The organism is Rhizobium acaciae, from assembly GCF_025941625.1.
Classification (GTDB): Bacteria; Pseudomonadota; Alphaproteobacteria; order Rhizobiales; family Rhizobiaceae; genus Rhizobium; species Rhizobium acaciae.
In genome coordinates this window covers 31,479-55,895 of sequence record NZ_JAPCZO010000012.1, presented here as the reverse complement: position 1 = coordinate 55,895, position 24,417 = coordinate 31,479, and the positions used below count along the sequence as shown (strand labels likewise).

30 protein-coding genes are annotated in these 24,417 nt (G+C 62.0%); 18 read left to right on the top strand and 12 right to left on the bottom strand.

Features of this window, described 5'->3' with window-relative positions:
• Positions 1 to 4 precede the first annotated feature (4 nt).
• The 4 genes from OLZ32_RS19560 to OLZ32_RS19545 are packed head-to-tail and all read right to left on the bottom strand — an operon-like array spanning position 5 to position 1,180.
• Positions 5 to 280: a DUF1488 family protein gene (locus OLZ32_RS19560; protein WP_264422365.1), complete on the bottom strand. Its 276-nt coding sequence runs from the start codon at positions 278 to 280 to the stop codon at positions 5 to 7.
• Positions 271 to 588 (bottom strand): hypothetical protein, encoded by a 318-nt coding sequence (locus OLZ32_RS19555; protein WP_168276546.1) that lies wholly within the window; start codon positions 586 to 588, stop codon positions 271 to 273. Before OLZ32_RS19555 ends, OLZ32_RS19560 begins: the two co-directional genes overlap by 10 nt.
• Positions 585 to 920: a hypothetical protein gene (locus tag OLZ32_RS19550; RefSeq protein ID WP_028741524.1), complete on the bottom strand. Its 336-nt coding sequence runs from the start codon at positions 918 to 920 to the stop codon at positions 585 to 587. The genes OLZ32_RS19555 and OLZ32_RS19550 overlap by 4 nt, the downstream gene beginning before the upstream one ends.
• Positions 917 to 1,180 (bottom strand): hypothetical protein, encoded by a 264-nt coding sequence (locus tag OLZ32_RS19545; protein ID WP_003546697.1) that lies wholly within the window; start codon positions 1,178 to 1,180, stop codon positions 917 to 919. Before OLZ32_RS19545 ends, OLZ32_RS19550 begins: the two co-directional genes overlap by 4 nt.
• A 510-nt stretch (positions 1,181 to 1,690) precedes the next feature.
• Here OLZ32_RS19545 and OLZ32_RS19540 point away from each other — a divergent pair.
• The 4 genes from OLZ32_RS19540 to OLZ32_RS19525 all read left to right on the top strand — a co-directional run bounded on the left by OLZ32_RS19540 (position 1,691) and on the right by OLZ32_RS19525 (position 4,389).
• Positions 1,691 to 2,023 (top strand): co-chaperone GroES, encoded by a 333-nt coding sequence (locus OLZ32_RS19540; RefSeq protein WP_264422145.1) that lies wholly within the window; start codon positions 1,691 to 1,693, stop codon positions 2,021 to 2,023.
• A gap of 34 nt (positions 2,024 to 2,057) precedes the next feature.
• Positions 2,058 to 3,692 (top strand): chaperonin GroEL, encoded by a 1,635-nt coding sequence (gene groL / locus OLZ32_RS19535; protein WP_264422143.1) that lies wholly within the window; start codon positions 2,058 to 2,060, stop codon positions 3,690 to 3,692.
• Positions 3,693 to 3,758: 66 nt separating this feature from the next.
• Positions 3,759 to 4,151 (top strand): hypothetical protein, encoded by a 393-nt coding sequence (locus tag OLZ32_RS19530; protein ID WP_003546705.1) that lies wholly within the window; start codon positions 3,759 to 3,761, stop codon positions 4,149 to 4,151.
• A 67-nt stretch (positions 4,152 to 4,218) separates the two neighbouring features.
• Positions 4,219 to 4,389: a hypothetical protein gene (locus tag OLZ32_RS19525; protein ID WP_172643831.1), complete on the top strand. Its 171-nt coding sequence runs from the start codon at positions 4,219 to 4,221 to the stop codon at positions 4,387 to 4,389.
• 131 nt (positions 4,390 to 4,520) lie between these two features.
• On the opposite strand, the gene OLZ32_RS19520 is transcribed toward OLZ32_RS19525, so the two are convergent.
• The 3 genes from OLZ32_RS19520 to OLZ32_RS19510 are packed head-to-tail and all read right to left on the bottom strand — an operon-like array spanning position 4,521 to position 7,578.
• Positions 4,521 to 5,684, bottom strand: coding sequence for a Gfo/Idh/MocA family protein (locus tag OLZ32_RS19520; RefSeq protein ID WP_029875273.1), 1,164 nt, complete (start codon positions 5,682 to 5,684; stop codon positions 4,521 to 4,523).
• A 10-nt stretch (positions 5,685 to 5,694) separates the two neighbouring features.
• Positions 5,695 to 6,618: a sugar phosphate isomerase/epimerase gene (locus OLZ32_RS19515; RefSeq protein WP_264422138.1), complete on the bottom strand. Its 924-nt coding sequence runs from the start codon at positions 6,616 to 6,618 to the stop codon at positions 5,695 to 5,697.
• A gap of 45 nt (positions 6,619 to 6,663) precedes the next feature.
• Positions 6,664 to 7,578, bottom strand: coding sequence for a sugar phosphate isomerase/epimerase family protein (locus OLZ32_RS19510; protein ID WP_264422136.1), 915 nt, complete (start codon positions 7,576 to 7,578; stop codon positions 6,664 to 6,666).
• A 207-nt stretch (positions 7,579 to 7,785) separates the two neighbouring features.
• Here OLZ32_RS19510 and OLZ32_RS19505 point away from each other — a divergent pair, with 207 nt between their 5' ends.
• The gene (locus OLZ32_RS19505; RefSeq protein WP_264422134.1) at positions 7,786 to 8,787 is read left to right on the top strand and encodes a LacI family DNA-binding transcriptional regulator; all 1,002 of its coding nucleotides are present in this window, start codon (positions 7,786 to 7,788) and stop codon (positions 8,785 to 8,787) included.
• Between the two features lie 69 nt (positions 8,788 to 8,856).
• Here the strand turns inward: OLZ32_RS19505 and OLZ32_RS19500 are convergent, their stop codons facing one another.
• Both OLZ32_RS19500 and OLZ32_RS19495 read right to left on the bottom strand, forming a co-directional pair.
• Complete coding sequence (locus OLZ32_RS19500; protein ID WP_264422132.1) at positions 8,857 to 9,762, bottom strand: S1C family serine protease; 906 nt, start codon at positions 9,760 to 9,762, stop codon at positions 8,857 to 8,859.
• Between the two features lie 136 nt (positions 9,763 to 9,898).
• Entirely contained in the window at positions 9,899 to 10,843 is a 945-nt protein-coding gene (locus OLZ32_RS19495) for an AraC family transcriptional regulator (protein WP_264422130.1), read from the bottom strand.
• A 124-nt stretch (positions 10,844 to 10,967) separates the two neighbouring features.
• On the opposite strand from OLZ32_RS19495, the gene OLZ32_RS19490 reads away from it, so the two are divergent.
• The 3 genes from OLZ32_RS19490 to OLZ32_RS19480 all read left to right on the top strand — a co-directional run bounded on the left by OLZ32_RS19490 (position 10,968) and on the right by OLZ32_RS19480 (position 14,381).
• On the top strand, positions 10,968 to 11,927 hold the full coding sequence (locus OLZ32_RS19490) for an SDR family NAD(P)-dependent oxidoreductase (RefSeq protein ID WP_264422128.1): 960 nt from the start codon (positions 10,968 to 10,970) through the stop codon (positions 11,925 to 11,927).
• A gap of 345 nt (positions 11,928 to 12,272) precedes the next feature.
• Positions 12,273 to 13,676, top strand: a complete 1,404-nt coding sequence (locus tag OLZ32_RS19485) for an aminotransferase-like domain-containing protein (protein WP_264422126.1) — start codon at positions 12,273 to 12,275, stop codon at positions 13,674 to 13,676.
• Between the two features lie 336 nt (positions 13,677 to 14,012).
• Positions 14,013 to 14,381 (top strand): DUF983 domain-containing protein, encoded by a 369-nt coding sequence (locus tag OLZ32_RS19480; protein WP_003546717.1) that lies wholly within the window; start codon positions 14,013 to 14,015, stop codon positions 14,379 to 14,381.
• Here the strand turns inward: OLZ32_RS19480 and OLZ32_RS19475 are convergent.
• A complete protein-coding gene (locus tag OLZ32_RS19475; protein WP_264422124.1) occupies positions 14,378 to 15,277 on the bottom strand; it encodes a LysR family transcriptional regulator in 900 nt (299 codons plus the stop codon). The genes OLZ32_RS19480 and OLZ32_RS19475 overlap by 4 nt on opposite strands.
• Positions 15,278 to 15,420: 143 nt before the next feature.
• Here OLZ32_RS19475 and OLZ32_RS19470 point away from each other — a divergent pair, with 143 nt between their 5' ends.
• The 4 genes from OLZ32_RS19470 to OLZ32_RS19455 all read left to right on the top strand — a co-directional run bounded on the left by OLZ32_RS19470 (position 15,421) and on the right by OLZ32_RS19455 (position 18,156).
• Positions 15,421 to 16,032, top strand: coding sequence for a glutathione S-transferase family protein (locus tag OLZ32_RS19470; protein WP_264422122.1), 612 nt, complete (start codon positions 15,421 to 15,423; stop codon positions 16,030 to 16,032).
• A 60-nt stretch (positions 16,033 to 16,092) separates the two neighbouring features.
• The gene (locus OLZ32_RS19465) at positions 16,093 to 17,025 is read left to right on the top strand and encodes a pyridoxamine 5'-phosphate oxidase family protein (RefSeq protein ID WP_264422120.1); all 933 of its coding nucleotides are present in this window, start codon (positions 16,093 to 16,095) and stop codon (positions 17,023 to 17,025) included.
• An 88-nt stretch (positions 17,026 to 17,113) separates the two neighbouring features.
• Positions 17,114 to 17,575 carry a nuclear transport factor 2 family protein gene (locus tag OLZ32_RS19460; protein WP_264422117.1) on the top strand — a complete coding sequence of 154 codons (462 nt, stop codon included), beginning with the start codon at positions 17,114 to 17,116 and terminating at the stop codon, positions 17,573 to 17,575.
• A 20-nt stretch (positions 17,576 to 17,595) separates the two neighbouring features.
• Entirely contained in the window at positions 17,596 to 18,156 is a 561-nt protein-coding gene (locus OLZ32_RS19455; RefSeq protein ID WP_264422115.1) for a TetR/AcrR family transcriptional regulator, read from the top strand.
• A 148-nt stretch (positions 18,157 to 18,304) separates the two neighbouring features.
• Here OLZ32_RS19455 and OLZ32_RS19450 read toward each other — a convergent pair whose 3' ends face one another.
• Positions 18,305 to 18,436 (bottom strand): hypothetical protein, encoded by a 132-nt coding sequence (locus tag OLZ32_RS19450; RefSeq protein ID WP_003546730.1) that lies wholly within the window; start codon positions 18,434 to 18,436, stop codon positions 18,305 to 18,307.
• A 156-nt stretch (positions 18,437 to 18,592) separates the two neighbouring features.
• Here OLZ32_RS19450 and OLZ32_RS19445 point away from each other — a divergent pair, with 156 nt between their 5' ends.
• Both OLZ32_RS19445 and OLZ32_RS19440 read left to right on the top strand, forming a co-directional pair.
• Complete coding sequence (locus OLZ32_RS19445) at positions 18,593 to 19,297, top strand: hypothetical protein (protein ID WP_003546732.1); 705 nt, start codon at positions 18,593 to 18,595, stop codon at positions 19,295 to 19,297.
• Between the two features lie 51 nt (positions 19,298 to 19,348).
• Positions 19,349 to 19,654, top strand: a complete 306-nt coding sequence (locus OLZ32_RS19440; RefSeq protein ID WP_003546748.1) for a Dabb family protein — start codon at positions 19,349 to 19,351, stop codon at positions 19,652 to 19,654.
• Between the two features lie 240 nt (positions 19,655 to 19,894).
• Here OLZ32_RS19440 and OLZ32_RS19435 read toward each other — a convergent pair whose 3' ends face one another.
• Positions 19,895 to 21,121, bottom strand: a complete 1,227-nt coding sequence (locus tag OLZ32_RS19435; RefSeq protein WP_264422112.1) for an MFS transporter — start codon at positions 21,119 to 21,121, stop codon at positions 19,895 to 19,897.
• A gap of 354 nt (positions 21,122 to 21,475) precedes the next feature.
• On the opposite strand from OLZ32_RS19435, the gene OLZ32_RS19430 reads away from it, so the two are divergent.
• The 4 genes from OLZ32_RS19430 to OLZ32_RS19415 all read left to right on the top strand — a co-directional run bounded on the left by OLZ32_RS19430 (position 21,476) and on the right by OLZ32_RS19415 (position 24,385).
• On the top strand, positions 21,476 to 21,724 hold the full coding sequence (locus tag OLZ32_RS19430) for a hypothetical protein (protein WP_003546763.1): 249 nt from the start codon (positions 21,476 to 21,478) through the stop codon (positions 21,722 to 21,724).
• Between the two features lie 55 nt (positions 21,725 to 21,779).
• Positions 21,780 to 22,451, top strand: a complete 672-nt coding sequence (locus tag OLZ32_RS19425) for a response regulator transcription factor (protein WP_003546765.1) — start codon at positions 21,780 to 21,782, stop codon at positions 22,449 to 22,451.
• Complete coding sequence (locus OLZ32_RS19420) at positions 22,441 to 23,844, top strand: sensor histidine kinase (RefSeq protein ID WP_003546769.1); 1,404 nt, start codon at positions 22,441 to 22,443, stop codon at positions 23,842 to 23,844. Before OLZ32_RS19425 ends, OLZ32_RS19420 begins: the two co-directional genes overlap by 11 nt.
• A 118-nt stretch (positions 23,845 to 23,962) precedes the next feature.
• Entirely contained in the window at positions 23,963 to 24,385 is a 423-nt protein-coding gene (locus OLZ32_RS19415) for a hypothetical protein (protein WP_264422110.1), read from the top strand.
• Positions 24,386 to 24,417 lie beyond the last annotated feature (32 nt).

Below are 24,417 nucleotides of genomic sequence, written 5' to 3'. Positions count from 1 at the left end.
CCGCCTAGCGGAAATCCGCCGCAGTTAGAGTGTAGAAGGCGCGGCGGCGGTAGGAATAGGCTTTGTGTGCCACGTCCTGAATGGAGTTGCGCAGGGCGTCGAACGCCGAAAGCCACCTCGTTTCCGAAGGCTCGGTTCTTTGCAATATCGTGTCGGATTTCGCCAGCGCGCCAACCTCGATGAAGAACAACACCTGGAACATGCCGTCATGGCCGACGAAGCGCACAGCATTTCTCGCCGCATCGAAGCTACGGCTTTGGTTTAGAAAAGCTAGCGCCATGGTTGGACCGGCGGGACCTTGCGAGCACTCCGAGCGGCGCCCGACAGCCTCAGCCATTCCTTCCGGTATCCTATGTTGAGGAGATTGAAGGACATCATGTCTTTCCCGGCCTGCGAACGGCTCTTGCCGATCATGGCATGGTCGGCGTGCACGGGACCGCTTGAAGATGCACGATAGACGGTCCACGAACGGGCGGATTCGATCTGGCGGTCGTGTTCGATCTCCATGGAGTAGCGGCCGGGCGCTTCCCATGTGTGGACGGCAAAGGCATTCCGTCTTCGTTCGGCTTCGTCTTCATGGCTGTTCACGATGTCAACCTTTCGTCATTCGGGCCGTGGCCATGGCCAAACGTCCTCTCGATCAGTGTTGCGCCGCTGCCGGCGGGCGATAGGTTTACCAGTTCCAGGCTGTCTTCCGTCGCGACCCGCTCATGACGTTCATCGTCACTGCGGATGCGGTATTGCAGCATATTTCCCCTGAGAGGCAGCGTGGCGGTAATACGGTATGTGTCGGGGAGCTTGGAGGGAACAACCAGGAACCCGTCCTTCACTCGGACAGTCTGCCCCACTTTGAAGATATGAGTTGCTGCCTCGCGCCTGATCGAGCGTCCATTGCGTTGCGGGATGCGCGTAGCGGTCATGACGGTTTGTGGTCCTTTTCCAGCGCGGTTTCGAGATCTGACAGGTGGATAGGCATCATCTGCTGCGTCGAACTCTGCGCGGCGATCGCCGGCAGGTGGATGAAGGCGCCGACCCTTAGCCAGGCAAGCCTGGAAACGCTATCGATCAATTCCTCGTCATAATCGACGCGGTATTCTCCGGCTGGCTGCGCCCCGTCGAAACCGGGCAGGCGGAATGGGGATGAAAAGCGGACGACGGTTTGTGTGGTGCGACTGGTCACGGCTGAGGCCTCCGCAGGAAGACACCGATGCGTTTCCTGTATCGTTGAGATCCGACCCGGACGAACTCGAGGCTGCCGGTACATCCGCGGTCAGCGCCAAGCTCATTCCGGATCGGAATAGGCGAAATCGACGCCGGAACGACGTCATAGATTGCTATCGAAAATTCAGTGGTGATGGCGGGTCGTAGATCTCTGACACCGCGAAGCCAAGTCGGCCAAATCGACGAGGCCTATCATTGCGCCTCGATTGAGTTTAAATCAAGATAATTCGGATTTATCTATGAAAAACGCTAAATTAACTCGACGATACGTTAAATAAAATTGAGCGCGATGGCGTAAAAATTCTATTCATTTCCCGATTATTACAAAATATCCGCTCAAATTGATTTCCTGAATTTTTAAAGAAATTCCCTGCGTGAACAATATTTCTTGGCACTCCTATCAATCGAGTGCCACGGGTGCTATTTATGAATTGCAGCCGCCCTACGCGCCGGCAGCAGAAAGACCTCTATGAAATTCCGTTCACTTCACGACCGCGTCGTCATTCGGCGTGCGGAAGGCGATGTCAAATCCAAGGGCGGGATCATCATTCCAGACACCGTCAAGGAGAAGCCGCAGCAAGGCGAAGTGGTCGCAGTCGGCCCGGGCCTGCGCGACAAAGGCGGTAATCTCGTCCCGCTCGATGTCGAGGTCGGCGATCTCATTCTGTTTGGAAAATGGTCGGGGACCGAGGTCACGATCGATGGCGAAACCCTTCTGATCATGAAGGAGACCGACATCATGGGCATCGTCGAAAAGACCGAAGCGGCTGCCGGCAAAGCCGCCCGAGGGTCGAATTTGTGACCCGCAACTCAAGACCGAACTGGGAAGAAATATCATGTCTGCCAAGGAAATCAGGTTCTCCACCGACGCGCGCGACCGCCTGCTGCGCGGCGTCGAATTGCTCAACAATGCCGTCAAGGTGACGCTTGGCCCGAAAGGTCGCAACGTCGTCATCGACAAGGCCTATGGTGCACCGCGCATTACCAAGGACGGCGTCAGCGTCGCCAAGGAGATCGAGCTCGAAGACAAGTTCGAAAACATGGGCGCGCAAATGGTGCGCGAGGTGGCTTCGAAGACAAATGATCTTGCCGGCGACGGCACGACGACGGCAACGGTGCTTGCCGCCTCCATCTTCCGCGAAGGCGCAAAGTTCGTCGCTGCCGGCATGAACCCGATGGATCTGAGGCGCGGCATCGATCTCGGCGTTATCGCCGTCGTCAAGGAAATCAAGGCGCGGGCGATGAAGGTCAAATCGTCAGGCGAGATCGCCCAGGTCGGCACCATTGCCGCCAATGGCGACGCCACCATCGGGGAGATGATCGCCAGGGCGATGGACAAAGTCGGCAATGAGGGCGTCATAACAGTCGAAGAGGCGCGAACCGCCGAGACCGAACTCGATGTCGTCGAGGGCATGCAGTTCGATCGTGGATATCTCTCGCCCTATTTCGTCACCAATGCCGAGAAGATGCGTGTGGAACTGGAGGAGCCCTATATCCTCGTTCACGAGAAGAAACTCGGCAGCCTGCAGGCGCTGCTGCCGATCCTGGAAGCCGTCGTACAGACCGGCAAACCGCTGCTCCTCATCTCGGAGGACGTCGAAGGCGAGGCGCTGGCGACGCTTGTCGTCAACAAGCTGCGCGGCGGCCTGAAGGTCGCAGCCGTCAAGGCGCCGGGCTTCGGCGATCGCCGCAAGGCGATGCTCGAAGACATTGCCGTGCTGACCGCCGGCCAGATGATTTCCGAGGATCTCGGCATCAAGCTCGAGAACGTCACGCTCGATATGCTCGGCCACGCCAAACGCGTGCTGATCGACAAGGAAAGCACCACGATCATCGACGGCTCCGGCGACAAAGCGGCCATCCAGGCGCGCATCCAGCAGATCAAGGCGCAGATCGAAGACACCACCTCCGATTACGACAAGGAAAAACTGCAGGAACGCCTGGCGAAACTCGCCGGCGGCGTTGCGGTCATCCGCGTCGGCGGCGCGACCGAGACGGAGGTCAAGGAAAAGAAGGACCGCATCGACGACGCGCTGAACGCCACCCGTGCGGCGGTCGAAGAGGGCATCGTGCCCGGCGGCGGCGTGGCACTGTTGCGCGCCAAGTCGGCGCTCATGGGCCTGACCGGGGAGAACGCCGACGTGACGGCGGGCATCTCGATCGTGCTCAGGGCGCTCGAAGCCCCGATCCGGCAGATCGCCGACAATGCCGGGTTCGAAGGCTCCATCGTCGTCGGCAAACTCGCCGACAGCAATGATCACAATCAGGGCTTCGACGCACAGACGGAGACCTATGTCGATATGATCGAGGCCGGCATCGTCGATCCTGCCAAGGTCGTGCGCACCGCTCTGCAGGACGCCGGTTCGATCGCGGCGCTGCTGATCACCGCCGAGGTGATGATCGCCGACATTCCCGCGAAAGATTCTGCGCCTGCTGCCGGAAATGGCGGCATGGGCGCTATGGGATACTGAGGCCAGCTTGACCCGGTCCGGCGTCGCCGGACGGCACAACCCGAATAACAGACAGGGAGAATTCCAATGTCCGTACAGAGCAGCAGCAAGACATCGATTACCCAGCGTTTCGACAGTTACCAGCCGTCCAAGACGCTTCTCGCCTGGGCCTGCGTCGTCACGGCGATCGCCACGATGATCATCGGCTTCAGCTGGGGAGGTTGGGTCACAGGCGGCACATCAAGCAAAGCGGCAGCCGCTGCCGGCGACACCGCACGCGGAGAACTGGCGTCGGCCATTTGCGTCGAGCGATTCAAGGCGGCGCCGGATGCGAGCGCTAAATTGATCGAGTTCAAGGCGATTACCGAAGGCTACAAGCAGCGTCAGTTCGTTGAGGCCGGCGGTTGGGCGACTATGCCCGGCCAGACTTCAGCCGATAGCCGAAGTGTTCAAGGCTGCGCCACAGCGCTTGCCGTCTGACACCGTTTTTCCAGAGCGCTCCGATATATGTGCGGAGCGCTCCCACTGTTGAAGCAGGAAATGACCCATGATCCGTTTCGTGAAAAAGAGCGACCCGAAGCCAGCCGCAGAAGACGCCGGCGGCGAAAGCGTCAAGAAAGTTCCTGAGGCAGCCGCCGAGGGGCCCAAGAAAGCCGCCAACGACAGCACGCCTCGCCGCGCGCCGCAGGCGGCGGAAGATGGCGACCCGCTTATCTGAGCACAGCGCCGCACCGCAGTTCACGACCTAAAGCGCGTCGCGATCTTTCGGATTCGCTCGTCGCGCTTTAGCTCTTTCTTTTTACGCATGCCGTTGTCGCAAAACCGCGGCACACTTTTGCGCGACATGCTTTAGCGATAGTCCAGCCAGACCCCGCCGGCGTCGGCGGACCGTACGCAGTTTTCCACCCAGCGCACACCTTCCAGTCCGGCATCGACATCGGGAAAGACGAGCTCTTCGATCCCCGCAGGAGCGAGGCCGCGCTCTCTGTTGATGGCAAAGCCGAAGCGGCGATAGAGGTTCGCCCAGGCTTCGAAGAGACCTTCCGGGTGACCGCCGCCGATCCGGTCGTCGATCCTGGCCTCGGGATAGAGATAGTCCATGCCACGCTCGAGAATGCGGGCCGGTTCGCCCTGGATCTCGTAGGAGAGTTGGTTCGGCCGCTCGTCCCACCATTCGATGCTGGCCTTCGAGCCGACTATGCGGATCTTCTGGCCATGCATGGAGCCGGCATTGACGGCGCTCGACCAGATGGTGGCGATCGCGCCATTATCATATTCCATCAGGGTCACCGCATTGTCTTCGAGCGGCGCGCGGCTTTTGACGAAGCTCTGGCGGGTGCAGAGCAGCCGCCTGATCTTCAGATGCGGCAGGATGACCTTGGCGATATAAAGCGGGTGGGTCCCGACATCGCCGAGGACATAGCTGGGACCTGCGAATTTCGGATCGACGCGCCACCGCGTCGCGGGGTTCTGCTCCTCCACCGCAGCACTATGGAAACCATGGGCGAATTGCAGGTTGACGATGCGGATTTCGCCGAGATCGCCATTCCTGACCATCGCGCGCGCCTGCTCGATCATCTGATGGCCGGCATAACCATAGGTCACGCCGACGATACGGCTGCGCGCCTTCGAAAGCGCCTTCAGCTCCTCGGCTTCGGCGGTCGTGAAGCAGAGCGGCTTTTCGCAGATCACATGCAGATCATGTTCGAGCGCTGCCTTGCAGATCGCGAAATGGGTGTTGTTGGGTGTTGCGATCGACACGGCCTCGATGCCGTCGGCCCGCCCGGCTTCAGCCGCAAACATCGCCGCATAGTCCCGGTAGCTCCTGGCTTCGTCGAGCCCGAGATCGACGCCGTAGGCGCGGCCGCGTTCCGGATCGATATCGAAGGCGCCCGCCGCAAGGGCAAAGACATCGTCGCGATGCGCTGCCGAGCGATGAATATAGCCGATCTGGCTGCCCTTGCCGCCGCCGACCATGCCCCAGCGGATCGGCTTTCTCCTGTCGTTTGTCATGCTATCTTCCCTAAAACCCGACCGACCTGAGATAGTCGCGGCTTTGCTTCACGTCTTCGAGGCTGCCGGCGACATTGAGCGGATTGCGCTCCTGCTCGACGGTGATGAAGCCGTGATAGCCGATCTCCTCGAGCGTCCGCCTGACGGCGGGATAATCGATGACGCCGCGGCCGATCGGGCACATGACGCCCTGTCCGCAGGCCTCGAAGAAGCGGATCTTCTCGCCAAGCACACGGTCGAAGACGGTCTGGTCGATGTCCTTGAAGTGGACGTAGTCGAGCCTGTCGGCATAGCGGCGAAGCATCTCCACGGGATCCATGCCGGCATAATAGCTATGGCCGGTGTCGAGGCAGAAGCCGGCGATCTCCTGCGGAATGTTACCTGCCACCCGCTCGATCTCATCGGCGAATTCGATATAGCCGCCCGCATGCGGGTGGATGACGGCGCGCACGCCGTATTTGCGCGCCGCGAGTTCGGCGATCGCCGTGATGTTCGCGACCATCCCGGCCCAGGCCTTGTCGTCGAGACGCGGCGCACGATCGGAATGGCCGGCGGCATAGTCCCGCTCGTCGTGCCCCCAGTCCATGACCGTGAGATAGGGCGTCCTGAACCGCTGGCCTGCCACCTGTTCCGGCTGCGGCAGCCTGGTGATGACGGCGCAGATTTCATCCGTCTGCCGCAGCAAAGTCTCGCGATTTTCAGGAGAGACCAGATCGTCGAAGATCGTGCCGGCGACGATGAAGAGGTTGCGCTCGGCGAGTGCCTTTGTAACGAGCGCATCATCGAGCGGCACATAGCCGTACGGTCCGAGTTCGAGACCGCCATAGCCGGCTGCCGCCGCCTCGTCGAAGACGCGCTCCCAGGCGGGAAGATTTGGATTGTTGACGTCATCAACGCCCCAGCAGCAGGGGGCTGTCGTAATCGTGATGGTCACGGTTTTATTCCTGAAAAATGGTGGTGCCCGAGCGGATGTTGACGATCAGCCAAGTTTCCCGGGCCAGTATTTGTCGACATATTTCTGGATTTCGGAGCGCATGAAGCGGCCGGAATCATCGGCACGCTCCTCCCAGCCGAAGACGCAGGCGGTGATGATGCCGTCGAATCCGACCGCGGCGAGCGAGGAGAAGAAGACATCCCAATTGATCTCGCCCTGGTACATATCCATGTGCTGATGGATGGTGACCTTCGCGCCCGGCGGATTGATGATGTAGCGCAGCCCCGATGACGCCTTGTGATTATAGGTATCGGCCACATGCACATGGGCAATCAGCGGGCCGGCATCGCGGATCATTCCCGCCATGTCGTCACCGAAATAGAAGGTATGCGGCGCGCAATAGAGGAATTTGACGTTCTTCGAGCCGATGGTCTTCAGCATGTCGATCCCCGGATGCAGCGTCTCGCACCAGTCTTCCGGATGCGGTTCCATGTTGAGCGTGACGCCCTCGCGCTCGAACACCGGAACGAGCTCTTCCATCGAGCGCCACCAGGCAGCCTCGCTGTGCTCGTGGGTATGCATGCCGCCGCAGCAACTGGCGCGGTGGCTGCGATCCGGCGACGGCCCGCGGCCAAATTCCGAGTTCATCGTATCGCAGCCCATCTCGGCCGAAATCGCGATGGCTTCCTTCCAGTAGCGCACCGCTGCCTGCCGCTCGTCCTCGTGCGGGCTCGCCCAGCGATACATCGGCAGGATCGAAGCGAGCTGGACGCCGTGATCCTTCAGGGCCGACTTGAATTCCGCGATGCGTTCCTTGTGTGCCCGCGGGCGCACCCACCAGGGCAGAAAATCGTCGCGCGGTGAAAGCTCGATATGCTCATAACCGAGCTCCGCCGCCTTGCGGCAGAGATCGCGCAGATTGAGGTGACGGTGCATATGTGGGTCGAGTGCGATCTTCATCTGGCTCCTCCGTCATCCCCGGCCGCGTCGTGCCGGCGGATGATCCTTGATCTCGGTTGTTTCGGACGTCCGGTGCTCCTCCCGGATTGCTGGCACGATACTGCCGCGGCGCCCCCATGCTCCAATGCTTCCTTGATCAAATTTGATCATTGACGGCGCAGCGTGCCGATGCTCTGCTGTGTCAGCTTTGGGAGTGAGTGAGCCCTGATGAAGGTGACTTTGAAGGATGTCGCAAGCCAAGCCGGCGTCGGCACCGCGACCGTGGAGCGCGTCCTCAACGGCCGCGGCGGCGTGCGGCCAGAGACGGTGGAGAAAGTCTTCCTGGCGGCAAGACGGCTTGAATACCGGCAGAGCCTGCCGGTCGCCCATCGCGGGCTGATCCGGATAGAGGTCATCCTCGTTCGTCCGGAGACCAGCTTCTATTCGCGTCTGAACCGGGCGTTCGAGCGCATTGCCGCCTCGCTCGACGACAGCATTGTCGTTCACCGCACCTTCGTCCGCGAGAACGAACCGGCGCAATTCGCCCGCTACATCGCCCACCCGGCGGGACGCCGGTCAGCGCTGATCGTGGTTGCTCCCGACCATGCCGATGTCGTCACCAGCGTGCGGAAGGCGGCCGGTCTCGGCATTCCCGTCGTCCAGATCATGACCCGTCCGGCCCCCGAACTGCCCTATGTCGGCATCGACAACTACGCTGCCGGACGCACCGCGGCTCACTACATGTCGGGCATGCTGGCGCAGCGCCCCGGTTCGTTCGTCGCTCTCTGCCACAGCGGCGCCTATGAGAACCATAAGGAGCGGATCCGCGGCTTCTCCAGCTATCTCTCAGAGAATGGTTCAAACGAGCACCGTTTCATCGAGGTCATGTTCGACCTCGATGACGAGCACAACGCCATCGAGCTGCTGCACGCGGCCCTCCGGCGCGAACCCGGCATCATCGGCGTCTATAGTGCGGGCGGCGATAACAAGGGTGTTGCCAGGGTGCTCGAGGCAAACAAGGCTAGGCGACCGTTCTGGGTCGGCCACGAATTGACCGGAGAGACGCAGGACTATCTCCGCCGCGGCATCATGTCGATCGTGCTCGACCAGGCGCCGGAGGTGCAGGCGAGGCGATCGATAGATCTTGCCCTGAACAGGCTGGGTCTCATCGAGGTGGAGGTCAGCGCCGAGCCGGTGCGCTTCCTGACGATCACGCCGGAAAATCTCTGAGGCGGGATGAGGATGCCCAGACAATCCGATCGAATGGGCGCCAGCGGCTTTCACGATGCCGGCGCGACCTTACTGCAGCTGCGGCTTTCTGAGAAAGCTGTTGCGGTCGGCGGATTTGACGCGCAGCCAGGCTTCCCGACCATTCCTGAGGATCCGCATGGGAATCTCGGCGCCGGCGGGGCCGCTGCTCCAGATCTTGCGATAAAAATCGGCCAGGCCATCGACCTCTTCGTCGCGGATCTCCGAAATGATGTCGCCCTGACGCAGGCCCGCCTGGGCGGCCGGACCGCCTTCGGCCACGCTCATGACCACCACGCCGCCATTGCTTTCGGCGGAGAAGGCGCCGAGCCAGGGCCGCGGCGGTCTGTTGACCTGGCCGCGGTTCAAGAGATCGTCGAGGATCGGCGGCAAAAGGTCGATCGGCACGACCATGTTGATATCGGCAACCTCGTCGCCATCGCTCATCTGCAGGCGAAGCGAACCGATGCCGAGAAGCTTGCCGTCCGAACCGATCAGGGCCGCGCCGCCCCATGAGGGATGGGCTGGTGCCGTGAAAATCGCCTCGTCGAGCAGATATTCCCAATAGCCGGCGAATTCCTGCCGGGCGACGATATTTGCCTCGACGAATTCTCCAATGCCATCGGCCAGCACAACGGGATCGCCGGCTTTGGCCGTCGCCGCGTCGCCGAGATCCACCGCCGGTGCATTCAGGGGCCCAAGCGCCTGGACCAGGCCGAAGCCGCTTTCCTGATCATAGGCAAGCGCATGCGCGGGAACCACACGCCCGTCATGGGTCGTCAACCAGACCTCTTCGGCCTCGGTGATGAGATAACCGATGGTCAGCACCAGCCCGTTGTCGCGAATGACCACGCCGCTACCCTCCCGGACAGTGCCCAGCGTCTCCGCCGTGAAGGCATCTTCCGGAATGGAGGAACGGACGGCCACGACTGACCGCAAAATCGGATCGATATTCATGCTTTCATCCCGATGGGCGCCGGCGCATTCTTCCTTGAATAGGTAAGAGAATGAACGGCGGGTGCAAGACCGTATCGGAGGGAATTTCGGCAGGCCAACGCGCGACCTCCCTCCGATGCCTGCACCAATCAAGGTTTCACTGAACGCCGAGACTATCTCGCATGGCACCGGCGGGCGGCTGAGCGCGACCATATTGCCGCGGCGAGCATCCCATCACTCTCTTGAAAGCGGTGCTGAATGCGCTTTCGGATTCATAACCGAGCGACAGGGCGACACCGGCAATTGCTTCGGCCGAGCTTGTCAATCGGTCACCTGCGAGAAGCATGCGCCAGCGCGTCAGATAATCCATCGGCGCAAGCCCGACCTTTTCCTTGAAGTGGAGGGCAAAACTGGACCGGGACATCGAGGCCCGTTCAGCCAGCGACTGCAAGGTCCACTTGCGGGCTGGATCGGCATGCAGGGCACCGATAGCCGCACCGATCCGTCGGTCGGTAAGCGCGAAAAGCCAGCCGACACCGCGCGCATTCGGCGATGCGATATGGAGGCGCAACACCTGCATGAGCATGACATGAGCAAAATGCTCCGCCATCAGAAAGCCACCCGGCTGCTGGTCGCGCAATTCGCGCGTCATCCGATCGAGGCACCAGCGCAGCACGGCGGCGTGATCGGAATCCCTCTTCACATGGACGATCGGCGGCAGGATTCCGAGAAGGATGTCCGAATTCCCTCCCGAAAAGGAAAAACGGCTGCCGATCAGGAAGAAATCGCCGCCGCCATTGCAAGTCGCAATGCCGTCGCGGGCGATCGAATAGATCGCGTCGGACGGGATCGCTTCCAGAGCCGGATCGCTGGCGAGACGAAAGGCTCGGCGGCTGGTCAGCAGAAAGCAGTCGCTTTCCTCCAGGCGGACAGCTTCGGGGACGCCATCGACGCTCAGCCAGCAGGCGCCTGAAATCACCGCGTTGAACTTGATGCCATCAGGGGGCGGAAAATCGATCGCCCAAGCGCTGCCAGCCTCAAGCCCCGCGGAAACATAGCTGCGCGGTTTGAGTAAAGCGAGAACATCCGATAACGGGTCCATGTAAAAATCCGGACGATGGCGAAGAGATGTCGGACTTTAGCGCATGGATCGTCTGGAGACCACGCCTTATTCTCGCGACCGTCATCCCGAGCGACGGCAACGCCGCAGAACAAAGGTAATTATCATGAGTGACAAACAAGTCCCCATCGGCTCCGGATTTGGAGCCCACACGACGGCCGACGAGGTTCTGGCCGGTCTCGATCTTTCCGGCAAGCGCGTCATCGTCACCGGCGGCCATTCCGGCCTCGGGCTCGAAACCACGCGCGCTCTGGCGGGCGCCGGCGCTCAGGTGACGATCGGCGCAAGGAGCATCGAGGCGGCGCGTAGGGCCGTGGCCGGTATCGATGGTGTAGAGATTGATCGGCTCGACCTTTCCAACCTCGAAAGCGTTCGCGTCTTTGCCGAGCGGTTGGTCGCGTCTGGCCGCAGCATCGACATCCTGATCAACAGCGCCGGCATCATGGCCTGCCCGGAAACGCGTGTCGGCGACGGATGGGAGGCACAGTTCGCGACCAATCATCTCGGCCATTTCGCCTTGGTCAACCGCCTTTGGCCGGCGATCTCGCCCGGCGCTCGCATCGTTGCGGTTTCCTCCGGTGGCCATCACAACTCGGCCATACGATGGGAGGATGTGCAGTTCGAGACCGGTTACGACAAATGGCGAGCCTACGGCCAGTCGAAGACCGCCAACGCACTTTTCGCCGTGCATCTGGACAGGCTCGGGCGCGACACCGGCATCCGCGCCTTCTCGCTGCACCCGGGCAAGATCCTTACCCCCTTGCAGCGCCATCTCGCAAAGGAGGAAATGGTCAGTGCCGGCTGGATCGATGCGGACGGCAACCCGATTGATCCGACATTCAAGACGCCATTCCAGGGGGCCGCGACGCAGGTTTGGGCGGCGACCTCGCCGCAACTCGACGGTATGGGTGGCCTCTATTGCGAGGACTGCGATATCGCCATCCGCGCAACGGTTGGAGAACCCGGCGGCGTCAGCGACCATGCAGCCGATCCCGAGGAGGCGGCACGCCTGTGGATCTTGTCGGCAAGGCTGACCGGCATTGACGCTTTCGCGGCCTACGCCTGAAGCCATAGCGCGGCAAACCCTCGTCAATTCGCGCTGAAGACGCAGCCGATTGTCTTGCCGTCCTCGCGCCTCACCCGGGCCTTCTCGGGTGAAAGCGTCATTGGCGCGCACGCTGCCGAAATCGGCCTGCGACAGCGCGGTCGCCGTGACGGATTGTATTTGCGCAGATAGCAGTCAAGTCCGGCGACAATCCGTCATTAAAACGTATCAAGGCATGCGCAAAAGCTGCGCCATTCCGTCCTGCCTCGTTCTCCGGACTTGGCGCGCGACATTTTTCGTGACAGCGGCATTGTGCAACAATATACGGTCAATCTCATCAGGAATCAGACCGACACGGATCACGACATGAAAGACTGGCATCCCGATCTCAGCCGCAGCAGCAGCCCGCGTTATATGGCGATCGCCGATGTGATCGAAATGGATCTGCGCAGCGGGCATCTGGTGGTTGGGGACCGGCTGCCGCCGCAACGCGAACTCGCCAAGCGGCTGAACGTCGATTTCACGACGGTGGCGAGAGGTTATGTCGAGGCGCAGAAGCGCGGGCTTGTGGATTCGCATGTCGGCCGAGGCACCTTCGTTACCGGTGGCACGGACAAGGGGCGCCAGGGATTCGCGCCCGACGCCGCGCCCGATCCCCGCCGCGCCTCCATCGTCGATTTCTCGATGAACATGCCGCCGGAACCTGATGATCCCGAGCTGATCGCCCGCATGCGCGAGGGCATGTCGGCGGTGACGGCGAACCTCATTCCGCTTCTGCGCTATCAGGGCTTCGGCGGCTCCAGCATGGACAAGGAGGCTGCCGCCTCCTGGCTCAGCCGTCGCGGGCTGGTGCCCTCGCAGGAGCGAATCTTCGTCACACCCGGCGCCCATCCGGCCCTGCTGGCGATCTTCGGCCTGCTGGCAAAACCGGGCGAAACCGTGCTTTCGGAAATCATCACCTATCCCGGCATGCGCTCGATCGCCGCCCAGCTGCGGCTCAATCTGGCCGGCCTGCCGATGGACGAGGACGGTATCCTGCCGGACGCCTTTGCCGAGGCCTGCGAGAGATTGAAGCCGAAGGCGCTCTATCTCAATCCGACGCTGCAGAACCCGACGACGCTGACCATTCCGGCCAGGCGCCGCGAGGAGATCTGCGCCGTTGCCCGCAAATATCACGTGCCGATCGTCGAGGACGATGCCTATGGCTTCATTCCGCAGCATGGCCCGGCGCCGCTCGCCGCAACAGCGCCCGATCTGACCTGGCATATCGGCGGACTGGCGAAATGCATCGGCGCGGGTCTGCGACTTGCTTATGTCGTAGCGCCGGACAGCAAGGCCGTGTGGCCCTTCGTCAGCGCCATGCGCGCCAACAATGTTATGGCCTCGCCGCTGACCGTGGCGCTCGCCACCCGCTGGATCGAGGACGGCACCGCCGATACGATCCTGCGTTTCATCCGCGCCGAGGCCGCCGCCCGCCAGCAGATGGTCGCCGCCATCCTGCCGGCCGGCAGCTACCGCGCCGATCCGATCAGTTTCAACATCTGGCTGCCGCTCTCCAACGGCTGGACCCGCTCGACCTTCGGCAGCCACACCCGTTCTTCCGGCATCGGCGTCGTCGCAAGCGATGCCTTCACGGTCGAGGGCGCGGCGCCCGAGGCCGTGCGTGTCTGCCTTGGCGGACCGATCACCCGGGAGAAACTGCAGGGCGCACTGGAATTCATGGCCCATGCGCTGGAAGGCCCGCCGGAAATGGCAGCGTCGTTCTTCTGACGCGAAACCCAGCTCCGGGCTGATCAGGCACGGACGAAAGCCGGAGGCGGTCGAGATCAGATCGGTCGCGCCCAGATCTGTCCGGGCATGGGCGAAGCGTAATCGTCACGTTCACCACCACGTTCACGTCTGATTCGCCCAGACTGCCATGCCTGGCTGCGGCCCCAAATGCTGCTTGATAAATCTGCAGTCAGCTTGCTGCCGGCATGCGCTGGGGAGCTCTGCGGCATTCTGGCGAATTGACTGGCAATTTCCCCATAATGTAATTATATTGCATGCAGTCATTGCGGATATTGAGTGTATCAATGTTTTGCGGAGCAAGAAAGCGAGATCGTCATGGATACGGAATATCCCCCACTTCCTCCGATGCAGACCGGCATCAAGGGACGCTGCCCGCGCTGCGGCCAGGGCCATATGTTCAAGGGCTTCCTGACGTTGCGGCCGGAATGCGAGGTCTGCGGTCTCGATTATTCCTTTGCCGATCCGGCCGACGGTCCGGCCTTCTTCGTTATCTGCTTCGCCTGCATCCCGAGCGTGCTGCTCGGCGTCTGGCTGGAGGTGGCCTTTTCGGCGCCGATCTGGGTGCAGCTTCTGGTCACCGGTCCCTTCATGCTCGCCACGTGCATTCCGCCGCTGCGGCCGCTGAAGGGCTGGCTGGTCGCCAGCCAGTATTTCTACAAGGCGGAAGAGGGCAAGCTCGCTTAGGGCTTCTTTAGCGTCGCGCGCAAGCGCGGCGTCGCGAAATCGAGCAGTGCCCGCAGTTTCAGGGGCACCAGTCCCTGCGCGGGATAGACGAGATGCACCGGCGCCGGCGGCGGTTCGAAATCTTGGAGCAGCGGCACCAGCAGGCCGGCCATCTCGGCGCGTGCGGCCTGGTAGGAGAGCACGCGGGTAATGCCGAGGCCGGCGACGGTCGCATCGACCGCGGCCTCGGCGGTGTTGACGGCCAGCCGCGAGCGGATCGGCACCGCGAGATCATGTTTCCCCTCGGTGAATGTCCAGCTCAGCATCGAGGCCATGCCCTCGAAGGTGACGCAGTCATGCCGAGCGAGATCGCCTGGATGCCGGGGCAGGGCGTGCCGCGTCAGATAATCCGGGCTGGCATAGACCGTACGGCGGATCGCGCCGAGCCTTGTGGCGATCAGGTTACTATCAGGCAGGTTGCCGATCCTAAGTGCCACGTCGATATGATCCTCGATGAGGTTCGATACCCGGTCGCCAAGCATCAGGCGCAGATTGATATCGGGATAGGCTTTCAGGAAATCCACCACGACGGGTAGGACATGCAGCCGCCCGAAGACGATCGGTGCGGTCATCGTCAACTCGCCCTTCGGGGCGCTGTATTCACCGGCGGCCGTCCGTTCCGCCTCTTCCACCCGATCGAGAATCTCCCGCGCCGCCTCGACATAAGAGCGGCCGGCTTCCGTCAGCGTGATCTTCCGGTTGCTCCGTTGCAGCAGCTGGGCGTTGAGATGGGCTTCCAGTTCCGAAACCTTGCGGCTGACGGTTGCGAGCGGGGATCGCAGATGCCGTGAGGCGGCCGACAGGCTGCCCTGTTCGACAACGGCAAGAAGCACGGTCATGGCGTCGAGGCGGTCCATTCTATCCTTCCATGAATTGGTAAGATGCCTCCCAGATTAGCATTCTACTGCAGCCAGATGGAAGGCAGTAAATTGTGCCGCAGATGGTTCGAAGCGGCCATCGCCAACCGCGTCCCGTCGATTAGAAGACCAGAGGAACCATCATGAAACTCTATCACCACCCGCTTTCCGGCCATGCCCACCGGGCTCACCTGTTCCTGTCGCTGCTTGGCGTGCCCTATGAACTGGTCGAGGTCGACCTGGCGGCTGGCGCTCACAAGGCGCCGGACTTTCTGCAGCTCAATCCCTTTGGCCAGGTGCCGGTACTCGACGACAATGGCACCGTCATTGCCGATTCATCTGCCATCCTCGTCTATCTCGCGCGCAAATACGGCCGCACCGACTGGCTGCCGGAAGAGGCGGTGGCCGCGGCGCGGATACAGAAATGGCTCTCGGTTGCAGCGGGCGAGATCGCCTACGGGCCATGCGCTGCGCGCCTGGTCACCGTCTTCGGCGCCGATTTCCGTACCGACGAGGTGATTGCCCGAGCGCATCGCATTCTCGCGCTGATCGAGGCCGAACTCCAAGGCCGCAGCTTCCTGCTCGGCGACAATCCTGTGATCGCCGACGTGGCGCTCTACAGCTACATCGCCAATGCGCCGGAAGGCAATGTCGATATCTCGGCCTATCCAAGCCTTCGTGCCTGGCTTGCGCGCATCGAGGCCCTGCCGGGTTTCGTCGGCTTTCGCAAGACCAAGATCGGCCTTGCCGCGTGAAAAACCACTGGGGCACGTCGCTGTCCCGGTTCCCCAAATGGTGCCCAAAAGGAGGCCGTGATGCTGGAACAGACAAGACAGGACACCACATCGCCCTGGCATGCAGGCGAACTCGCCATGCAGCGCAGCGTCGGTGTCGCCGAACGCATGGACGGGCCGGGCCGTAATTTCGTCCGCAAGGCCATGCCGGAGCAGCATCGCGCCTTCTTTCCGATGCTGCCTTTCGTCGTGCTCGGCGCCGTCGATGCGAAGGGCGATGTCTGGGCAACGGTCAGGGCTGAGCGCCCGGGTTTCATGGCCTCGCCGGAGCCGGAGATTCTCGAGGTCCGCCTGCCGCGCGACGCAGCCGATCCTGCCGATACCGGCATGGAGGATGGCGACGCGATCGGAATGCTCGGGATCCAGCTCGAGACCCGGCGGCGCAACCGGCTGAACGGCGTGATCCGCAGGACGGATGCTGGAGCTTTCCAGGTGCGCGTCGGCCAGAGCTTCGGCAATTGCCCGCAATATATCCAGCTTCGCTCTTCCGCCTTCGCCCGCGATCCCGATATGCCGACTGCAATGCTGCCGCTTCACTCCGGTCAGCTCGACGATCGGGCACTGGGGATGATCGAGGGCGCCGATACCTTCTTTGTCGCCTCCTATGTCGATCGGGAGAATGGCGAGCGGCAGGTGGACGTGTCCCATCGCGGCGGCAACGCCGGCTTCGTGCGTGTCGGCGCCGACGGCGTGCTGACGGTTCCTGATTTTCCCGGCAATCGGTTCTTCAACACGCTGGGTAATTTCCTCGTCAACCCGAAGGCAGGGCTGGTCTTCATCGATTTCGAAACCGGCGACATGCTGCAGATGACGGGGAGGGTCGAGGTGCTGCTGGATTCGCCCGAGGTCGCCGCCTTTCAACGGGCGGAAAGGCTGTGGCGTTTCACGCCCGAAAAGATCGTGCTTCGCCCGGACGCCCTGCCGCTGCGGTGGAGCCTGCATTCCAACCTCTGAGGCGAAACGCCCCCTCGAACCGGCTTGCCAATCTTTGTACCTATCGGTACAGTGATAACCGTTCAGTACAGGAGCGCCCGGAGAACCCATGTCCAGCCTCGTCCCGCCTTTCACCCTTGAGACCGCCACCCAGAAAGTCCGTCTTGCCGAGGACGGTTGGAACAGCCGTGATCCCGAGCGCGTCTCCCTCGTCTATACGCCGGACAGCCGCTGGCGGAACCGCGCCGAATTCATCACCGGCCGTGCCGAGATTGTCGCCTTCCTCACCCGCAAATGGGCAAAGGAGCTGGATTACCGGCTGATCAAGGAGATCTGGGCCTTCACCGATCATCGCATCGCCGTGCGCTTCGCCTATGAATGGCACGATGACAGCGACAACTGGTTCCGCTCCTACGGCAACGAGAACTGGGAATTCGACGCCGCCGGCCTGATGCAGCGCCGCTTCGCCTGCATCAACGACCTGCCGATCCGCGAATCGGAACGCAAATACCATTGGCCGCTCGGCCGGCGGCCGGACGACCATCCCGGTCTGACCGAACTCGGCCTCTGAAGCATTAGGGAAAGCCGCGGTTGAAGACAGTCTACGAACGCGCCGACATCGTGCCGCTGCTCGCCGAAATCTTCCGCGAGCTTGGCTATGAGGGCACGTCGCTCAGCCGCATCACCGAACGCACCGGCATCGGCAAGGGCAGCCTTTACCACTTCTTCCCCGGCGGCAAGCAGGAGATGGCGGGTGCCGTGCTCGCCGATGTCGATGCCTGGTTTGAACATGCGATCTATCAGCCGCTGAGAAAGGACGACGCCGATCAGGCGATCGCGGCGATGTGGACGAATGTGAGCGATTACTTCCGCTCCGGCCGCCGCATCTGCCTCGTCGGCGCTTTTGCGCTTGACGAGACCCGCGAGCGGTTTTCGGCAGAGATCGGCGATTATTTCATCCGCTGGATCGACGCCTTGCGGTCGGCGTTGATGCGGGCAGGCTGCCCTGAGGGGGAGGCGCAAACGCTCGCCGAGGAGGGCGTCGCGGGCATTCAGGGCGCGCTGGTGCTGTCGCGTGCGTTGGACGACAGGATGGTTTTCACCCGGTCCTTGGACACGCTGGCGAAACGGTTGGATGCTGTGACCCGATGAGGGGCTGGACTGCGATGAGGGGCGGTCAAACCGCTGGGATGTTTGTTGTACCTATGAAAAAATTCACCCGGCCACGAGTAACTGGCCGGGGCATTGATCGGGCGCTGCGCGGCGCTCGAGCTTACATCGGTATCGCTTTGCGTCTATTTCAACGTTGTTGTTGAGGCTGCTGGGCCGGACGCGTATTTTCCCGTTCAGGGCGAACCTGGCGCCATTCGTTTTCCATCTGATCGACGACATGCTGGGGAATGGTGGTTTGGCTATTGGCGGGCGTCTGCATCGGAAGTCTCCTCTGTTCGTGGTAAGGCTTCGGGGCAAGAAGATGCATTGCATAAGACAAAAGGCGTGTAAATCAGTGGCTTAAACACTTTAAACGATTAAATCGAATTTAATCGATTAAGACGGTTTTAACCATGATATTCGAGGGAAGCGCGGAATGGTTGTCCACATGGACCGGGCATTCTTTTTCGATACTGTACGGCACGGACTCTTCAAGGGAAACCTGACTCAGCCTCAGGTAGTGGGTATCACGGCGATTCTCGACGCTTGGGAAGAACGGTTTGCCGATGCCGACCGGCGGTGGCTCGCCTATATCCTCGCAACCGCTTACCACGAGACCGCTTATACGATGCAGCCGGTGCGCGAGACGCTGGCGGAAAGCGATGCGCGCGCGGTCGAGATCCTTGAGACGGCCTTTGCCGCAGGCCGGCTCTCCTGGGTGAAGACGCCCTACTGGCGGCCGGGCGAGGATGGCCGCAGCTGGCTCGGACGCGGCCTGGTGCAGCTCACCCACAAGCGGAACTACGAGGCGATGAGTGTGTTGACGGGGATCGACCTCGTTGCCGATCCCGACCGGGCTATGGAGATGGATGCGGCGGTGACGATCCTGATCGAAGGCATGCTGCAAGGCAGCTTTACCGGCCACAAGCTCGCCGATCACCTGAACGCGACGACCGCGGACTGGGTGAATGCGCGCCGCATCGTCAATGGTACCGACCGGGCGGAAAAGCTCGCCGCCTATGCCATGATCTTCGATGCGGCGATACGTCCCGATGCGGCCCATGGCATGCTCGTGCGGTTGAAGGCCTGGGGCGCGCATGTTATCGCCCGGCTGACAGCTGGAGTGCGGCGCGTCCGATAGGATGCGCCAGGGGCGCTCCATCATTTGGATAAATCTGACAGGAGCTTCCGCGTGATCCGTCATATCGTCTTCTTCACCGTGCAGGAGGAACATCTGCAGGAGGTGAGGGCCGGGCTTTCTATACTGACCGGCATTCCGCATGCGCGGCTGCTGGAAATCGGCACCAATGTGAAGACCGATCAGTTGGGCACCGAGATCGATCTCGTGGTCTACGGCGAATTCGACGACGAGGCGGCCCTTGCCGCCTACAAGGCGCATCCCGATTATCAGCTCTCGATCGATCGCGTGCGGCCGCTCCGGGAAAAGCGCATCGCAGCCGATTACGACAGCCGCACGGCGGTGACGCGGCCGCTCTGACTTGCCCAAGCATTTAACTGCCAAGCTACATTCTATTGAAATTTCAAATGGATGACTGATGGTCCGGATTCGGATCGTTGCGAAGCTGACTCAACTTCCGAACCACCGGACTCAACTTTCGAAAAAGCGGCGGCAAGCGATTCTAAAGATTCGCCAAAACCGGCTGCTGGTTCATAGTCAGGTTGCCCCAGCGGCCGCTGCGTGGACGGAAAGCCGCTCTCGTCAATGCGTGGATGATAATCAGGAAATATTAAGAATGGCTGATTCCGATGCGCGGGCGCCGCGCACCAGCGCCATCAGCATCAGCACGAAGATGAGCGACAATGCCGCCAGAACGGCGCAGGCGGCGAGCGCCGGGCCGGTGCCGGCGCGGTCGAGGATGGCGGTGAAGATGACGGGGGCGATGGCGTTGGCGAGATTCTGCGGCAGCGACAGCCGGGCCGATTGCAGTCCGAATTCGCGCGGTGAGAACAGCGCCAGCGGCAGCAGCGCGCGGGCGACGGTCATGACGCCGGTGCCGAACCCGTAGAACAGGACGAAGGTGACGAGCAGCGGCGTCGACGGGCTGGCAACCAGCATAATAAGGAAGCTCATCATCATCAGGCTGATACCCATGGCCGCGCTGAGCATGGGATTGCCGCGCCGGCCGAGCAGCATGTCGAGGAAACGTGCCGAGATGCCGAGGATGCCGCGTGCCGAGCCGAGCTGCAGTGCAAAGGCCGGCGAAGCGCCGGACTGGCGGAAGATTTCGAGCAGCGATGGCGAGATGCCGAAGGTGACGAAGGTCGAGATCGTCGTCGCCGCGGCGATCAGCAGAAAGGCTTTGCGCTGCTTGGCCTTCGACAGCGGCACCGGGGCGATTTCGGCTGTGCCGCCGTCGACATGTGTTGCGATCGGCCTCGGCAGGGCGAAAAGATGCAGCGGCAGGCAGACGAAGAATTGCAGCGCCGCACAGACCAGGAAGGTGAGGCGCCAGCCGACCGCCTCGTTGAGCAGGCTGAGGATCGGCCAGAAGATGGCGCTCGAAAGCCCGGTGAACAGCATCAGGATGGCGATGACGCGTTTGCCGTTTGCCCCTTCGCGCTCGACGACGGCGGTATAGGCCGGCGCCGAGAGGCCAAATGCGCCGCCGATGCCGATGATGATCCAGGCGCTGGCATAGAGCACGATGCCGTTTGCGGCGGCAAGCAGAAGCAGGCCAAGCGCAAAGGTCAGCGAGGCGGCCGAAAGCACCCGGGCAGCACCATAGCGGCCGAGCCAGCGGCCGGTCGCCGGACCGACAATGGCGCTGACCACCATCATGATCGTCAGGCCGGCAAACGCCACTTCGTTCGCCAGGCCGAGATCGGGCGCCACGACGCGGCCCATGACCCCGAGCATGTCGAAAGTCGTGCCCCAGCCGATCAGCTGGCTAACGGCAAGGACGATGACCGTCTGCGCCGAGCGGAAGCGGGAGGATTTTGGCATAGGTGCTGAAACGGTCTGAACTGCGGGGGCAGCAAGGACATAACAGTTTCAACCGGCCGGTGAAAGCTGCGGTCGGCAGGAATGAGAAGAGCGCGGACGATTCGCAGACAAAGACTATGGTGTCGGTCCCGCCGGCTCCCCACCTTTACGGGAGGTGACAAAGAACGCGTGGATTCCAAGGCTGGAGGACATCGTTTTGGGGCGCTACGGCGGCAGTTTCCAGGCGCTGAAACCGGCTGTCCCGAACAGTCGAGAACAGTTCTAAACACCCTGCATTACAGCGCATTCATTTGCCATTCAGGTCGCGTGAGTACATATTCGGGGCAAGTTGGAATTACCTTGAAAGCATAACACATGGCCTTTCCTCTGAGCGTCGCAGCATTGGCCGCCGGACTGGTGGTATCGGCGCCCTCACCGGACGCCGCGAGCACTTTTGTCGTGCGTATCGGAGGCGATTGCAGCGCCGCCGCAGCCCAGGTCGTCGAGCAGACCGGCGGCCAGCTCCTGTCCGTGCAACCGGTGGGCGATACCTGCATCATCACCGTTCTTGTGCAGGGCAACGGCCAGCGCCCACGCAAAGTCACGGTAAAGGTTCCGATGTAGGCGGAATCGGCTTATTCAGGACATTGATTGATTTGAAGCGGACGAAGGCGGACCGATGCGCATCCTGGTAGTCGAAGACGACGTTAATCTGAACCGGCAACTGGCCGACACGCTGAAGGAGGCCGGCTATGTCGTCGACCAGGCGTTCGACGGCGAGGAAGGCCATTTCCTCGGCGACACCGAACCCTATGACGCCATCATTCTCGATATCGGCCTGCCGGAGATGGACGGGGTCACCGTTCTTGAAAAATGGCGCGGCGCCGGGCGCGGTGTGCCGGTGCTGATTCTCACGGCGCGCGACCGCTGGAGCGACAAGGTCGCCGGCATCGACGCCGGTGCCGACGACTACGTCACCAAGCCCTTCCATGTCGAGGAAGTGCTGGCCCGCATTCGGGCGCTGATCCGGCGTGCGGCCGGGCATTCTTCATCCGAGATCATCTGCGGGCCGGTGCGGCTCGATACCAAATCGTCGAAGGCGACGGTCAACGGCACGACGCTGAAGCTGACCTCGCACGAATATCGCCTGCTTTCCTATCTCATGCATCACATGGGCGAGGTCGTCTCGCGCACCGAACTGGTCGAGCATATGTACGACCAGGATTTCGACCGTGATTCCAACACGATCGAGGTCTTTGTCGGTCGCCTGCGCAAGAAAATGGGGGTCGACCTGATCGAAACGGTGCGCGGTCTCGGTTACCGTATCCAAGCGCCGAAACATGCGAATTAAGTCGCTCACTGCACGTGTTTTGTTGCTGACCACGGTCTGGTCGACGGTGGCGCTGGTGGTGATCGGTCTGCTGATCTCCACCCTCTACCGCAAGAGCGCCGAACGCGGTTTCCAGGATCTGTTGCGGGCGCAGCTCTACAACGTCATCAATTCGGTGACGATCGGCGATCAGGGCGCGCTCAGCGGCAGCCCGCAGCTCGGCGACCTGCGTTTTGCCCAGCCGAAGACCGGCTGGTACTGGGTGGTGGAGCCGCTCGGCACCTATACGACGGCACCGCTGGTGTCGCCTTCGCTCGGCTCGGCGCTCATTCCGGTTCCCTCTGTCGTCGAAGCGCCCTTCGACAAGAATTACGAGCGCTACTACCAGGTGACGGATGCCTCCGGGAACCGCGTGCAGGTGGCCGAAACCGAAGTGGTGCTCGACACTGACGGGCGCGCGGCGCGCGTCCGGGTCACCGGCAATGTCGATGTCGTCGAGGACGACGTGCGCACCTTTTCCCACAGCCTCTATCTGGCGCTCGCCGGTTTCGGCGTCGGCAGCCTGATTGTCAACGCGCTGGCGATTCTCTACGGCCTGAAGCCGCTCGACAAGGCACGTGCCGCACTGGAGCGCATCCGCGCCGGCGAGAGCGAGCAGCTGAAGGGCGACTTCCCGCGCGAAATCCTGCCGCTCGCCAACGAGGTGAACGCGCTGATCGACAGCAATCGCCGCATCGTCGAGCGAGCCCGCATGCAGGTCGGCAATCTCGCACATTCGCTGAAGACGCCGATCGCCGTGCTTCTCAACGAGGCGCGCGTGCTCGAAAAATCCCATGGTGAGCTGGTACGCAGCCAGGCGGAAGCGATGCAGGGGCAGGTGCAGTCCTATCTAAATCGGGCGCGCATCGCCGCGCAGCGCGAATCCGTGCTCGCCCGCACCGATGCCGAGCCGGCGCTCGAGCGGCTGGTGCGCGTCATGCGCCGGTTGAACGTCGATACCGAATTCGATCTCGTGGTCTCGCCGCCGCATCTGGCCGTTGCCATGGAGCAGCAGGATCTCGAGGAGACCGTCGGCAATCTCCTGGAAAATGCGGCGCGTTTTGCCAAAAGCAGGGTGCGGCTTTCGGCCGTCGAGGCCGGCGAGGATGTGAAGGGGGTGGAGGCGAGCGCACGCCGCCACTGGGTGGAACTCGCCGTCGAGGATGACGGGCCGGGCCTGGAGCCGGACCAGATCCGCGAGGCGCTGAAGCGCGGCCGCCGGCTCGACGAAAGCAAACCCGGAACCGGGCTGGGTCTTTCGATCGTCACCGAGATTTCCAACGAGTACCAGGGACGGCTCGAGCTTTCCCGCGGTGAATGGGGCGGGCTGAAGGCCAAGCTTATCCTGCCCGGCGTCACAAAGGATGTTGCATGAGCAACTGCTTGATGTCACAAAGATACTGGCAAATGTATAGCATGCTTTGCCTTAATGCTGACACGGGGACGCTGCACTTCGATCGGCTGAAATTGACCCCTGATCGTGGTTCGACGCAATGATTTTACGCTCGCAAGGCATGATCGCTTCCGCTCTTCTCGTCACCGTCGCGCTGTCCGGCTGCACGACGACGAAGAGTGCCGCTTCGCGCGGCATTTTTTCGAGCAAGCCCTCGGCATCGGCCGCCTTCATCACCGCGCTCCAGGGCGGCATCGTCGGCCGCAGCGGCGTGAACTTGAACGACAGCGACAAGCAGCGGGCACTCGAGGCGGAATATCGGGCGCTGGAAGGGGCGGCCGTCGGCCAGCCGATGCTCTGGACCGGTAAGGACGTGACCGGCAAGGTGGTCGCGGCTGCACCCTATCAGGTCGGTTCGCAGAACTGCCGGCAATATACCCATACGCTGACCGTCGATGGCAAGGACACCGTGGTGCGCGGCGCTGCCTGCCGCAATGACGACGGCAGCTGGTCGCCGCTCTGAATTGCGGCTTATAGCCTCAAATCTTCGTCATT

Excerpts from the sequence above, each read along its gene's own strand:
- OLZ32_RS19500 (WP_264422132.1), bottom strand. The coding sequence starts at position 9,762 with ATGAATATCGATCCGATTTTGCGGTCAGTCGTGGCCGTCCGTTCCTCC.
- OLZ32_RS19485 (WP_264422126.1), top strand. The coding sequence starts at position 12,273 with ATGAAAGACTGGCATCCCGATCTCAGCCGCAGCAGCAGCCCGCGTTAT.
- groL (WP_264422143.1), top strand. The coding sequence starts at position 2,058 with ATGTCTGCCAAGGAAATCAGGTTCTCCACCGACGCGCGCGACCGCCTG.
- OLZ32_RS19425 (WP_003546765.1), top strand. The coding sequence starts at position 21,780 with ATGCGCATCCTGGTAGTCGAAGACGACGTTAATCTGAACCGGCAACTG.
- OLZ32_RS19430 (WP_003546763.1), top strand. The coding sequence starts at position 21,476 with ATGGCCTTTCCTCTGAGCGTCGCAGCATTGGCCGCCGGACTGGTGGTA.
- OLZ32_RS19415 (WP_264422110.1), top strand. The coding sequence starts at position 23,963 with ATGATTTTACGCTCGCAAGGCATGATCGCTTCCGCTCTTCTCGTCACC.
- OLZ32_RS19480 (WP_003546717.1), top strand. The coding sequence starts at position 14,013 with ATGGATACGGAATATCCCCCACTTCCTCCGATGCAGACCGGCATCAAG.
- OLZ32_RS19435 (WP_264422112.1), bottom strand. The coding sequence starts at position 21,121 with ATGCCAAAATCCTCCCGCTTCCGCTCGGCGCAGACGGTCATCGTCCTT.
- OLZ32_RS19510 (WP_264422136.1), bottom strand. The coding sequence starts at position 7,578 with ATGAAGATCGCACTCGACCCACATATGCACCGTCACCTCAATCTGCGC.
- OLZ32_RS19520 (WP_029875273.1), bottom strand. The coding sequence starts at position 5,684 with ATGACAAACGACAGGAGAAAGCCGATCCGCTGGGGCATGGTCGGCGGC.
- OLZ32_RS19475 (WP_264422124.1), bottom strand. The coding sequence starts at position 15,277 with ATGGACCGCCTCGACGCCATGACCGTGCTTCTTGCCGTTGTCGAACAG.
- OLZ32_RS19465 (WP_264422120.1), top strand. The coding sequence starts at position 16,093 with ATGCTGGAACAGACAAGACAGGACACCACATCGCCCTGGCATGCAGGC.
- OLZ32_RS19460 (WP_264422117.1), top strand. The coding sequence starts at position 17,114 with ATGTCCAGCCTCGTCCCGCCTTTCACCCTTGAGACCGCCACCCAGAAA.
- OLZ32_RS19505 (WP_264422134.1), top strand. The coding sequence starts at position 7,786 with ATGAAGGTGACTTTGAAGGATGTCGCAAGCCAAGCCGGCGTCGGCACC.
- OLZ32_RS19540 (WP_264422145.1), top strand. The coding sequence starts at position 1,691 with ATGAAATTCCGTTCACTTCACGACCGCGTCGTCATTCGGCGTGCGGAA.
- OLZ32_RS19530 (WP_003546705.1), top strand. The coding sequence starts at position 3,759 with ATGTCCGTACAGAGCAGCAGCAAGACATCGATTACCCAGCGTTTCGAC.
- OLZ32_RS19445 (WP_003546732.1), top strand. The coding sequence starts at position 18,593 with ATGGTTGTCCACATGGACCGGGCATTCTTTTTCGATACTGTACGGCAC.
- OLZ32_RS19450 (WP_003546730.1), bottom strand. The coding sequence starts at position 18,436 with ATGCAGACGCCCGCCAATAGCCAAACCACCATTCCCCAGCATGTCGTC.
- OLZ32_RS19560 (WP_264422365.1), bottom strand. The coding sequence starts at position 280 with ATGGCGCTAGCTTTTCTAAACCAAAGCCGTAGCTTCGATGCGGCGAGA.
- OLZ32_RS19525 (WP_172643831.1), top strand. The coding sequence starts at position 4,219 with ATGATCCGTTTCGTGAAAAAGAGCGACCCGAAGCCAGCCGCAGAAGAC.
- OLZ32_RS19495 (WP_264422130.1), bottom strand. The coding sequence starts at position 10,843 with ATGGACCCGTTATCGGATGTTCTCGCTTTACTCAAACCGCGCAGCTAT.
- OLZ32_RS19470 (WP_264422122.1), top strand. The coding sequence starts at position 15,421 with ATGAAACTCTATCACCACCCGCTTTCCGGCCATGCCCACCGGGCTCAC.
- OLZ32_RS19550 (WP_028741524.1), bottom strand. The coding sequence starts at position 920 with ATGACCGCTACGCGCATCCCGCAACGCAATGGACGCTCGATCAGGCGC.
- OLZ32_RS19420 (WP_003546769.1), top strand. The coding sequence starts at position 22,441 with ATGCGAATTAAGTCGCTCACTGCACGTGTTTTGTTGCTGACCACGGTC.
- OLZ32_RS19490 (WP_264422128.1), top strand. The coding sequence starts at position 10,968 with ATGAGTGACAAACAAGTCCCCATCGGCTCCGGATTTGGAGCCCACACG.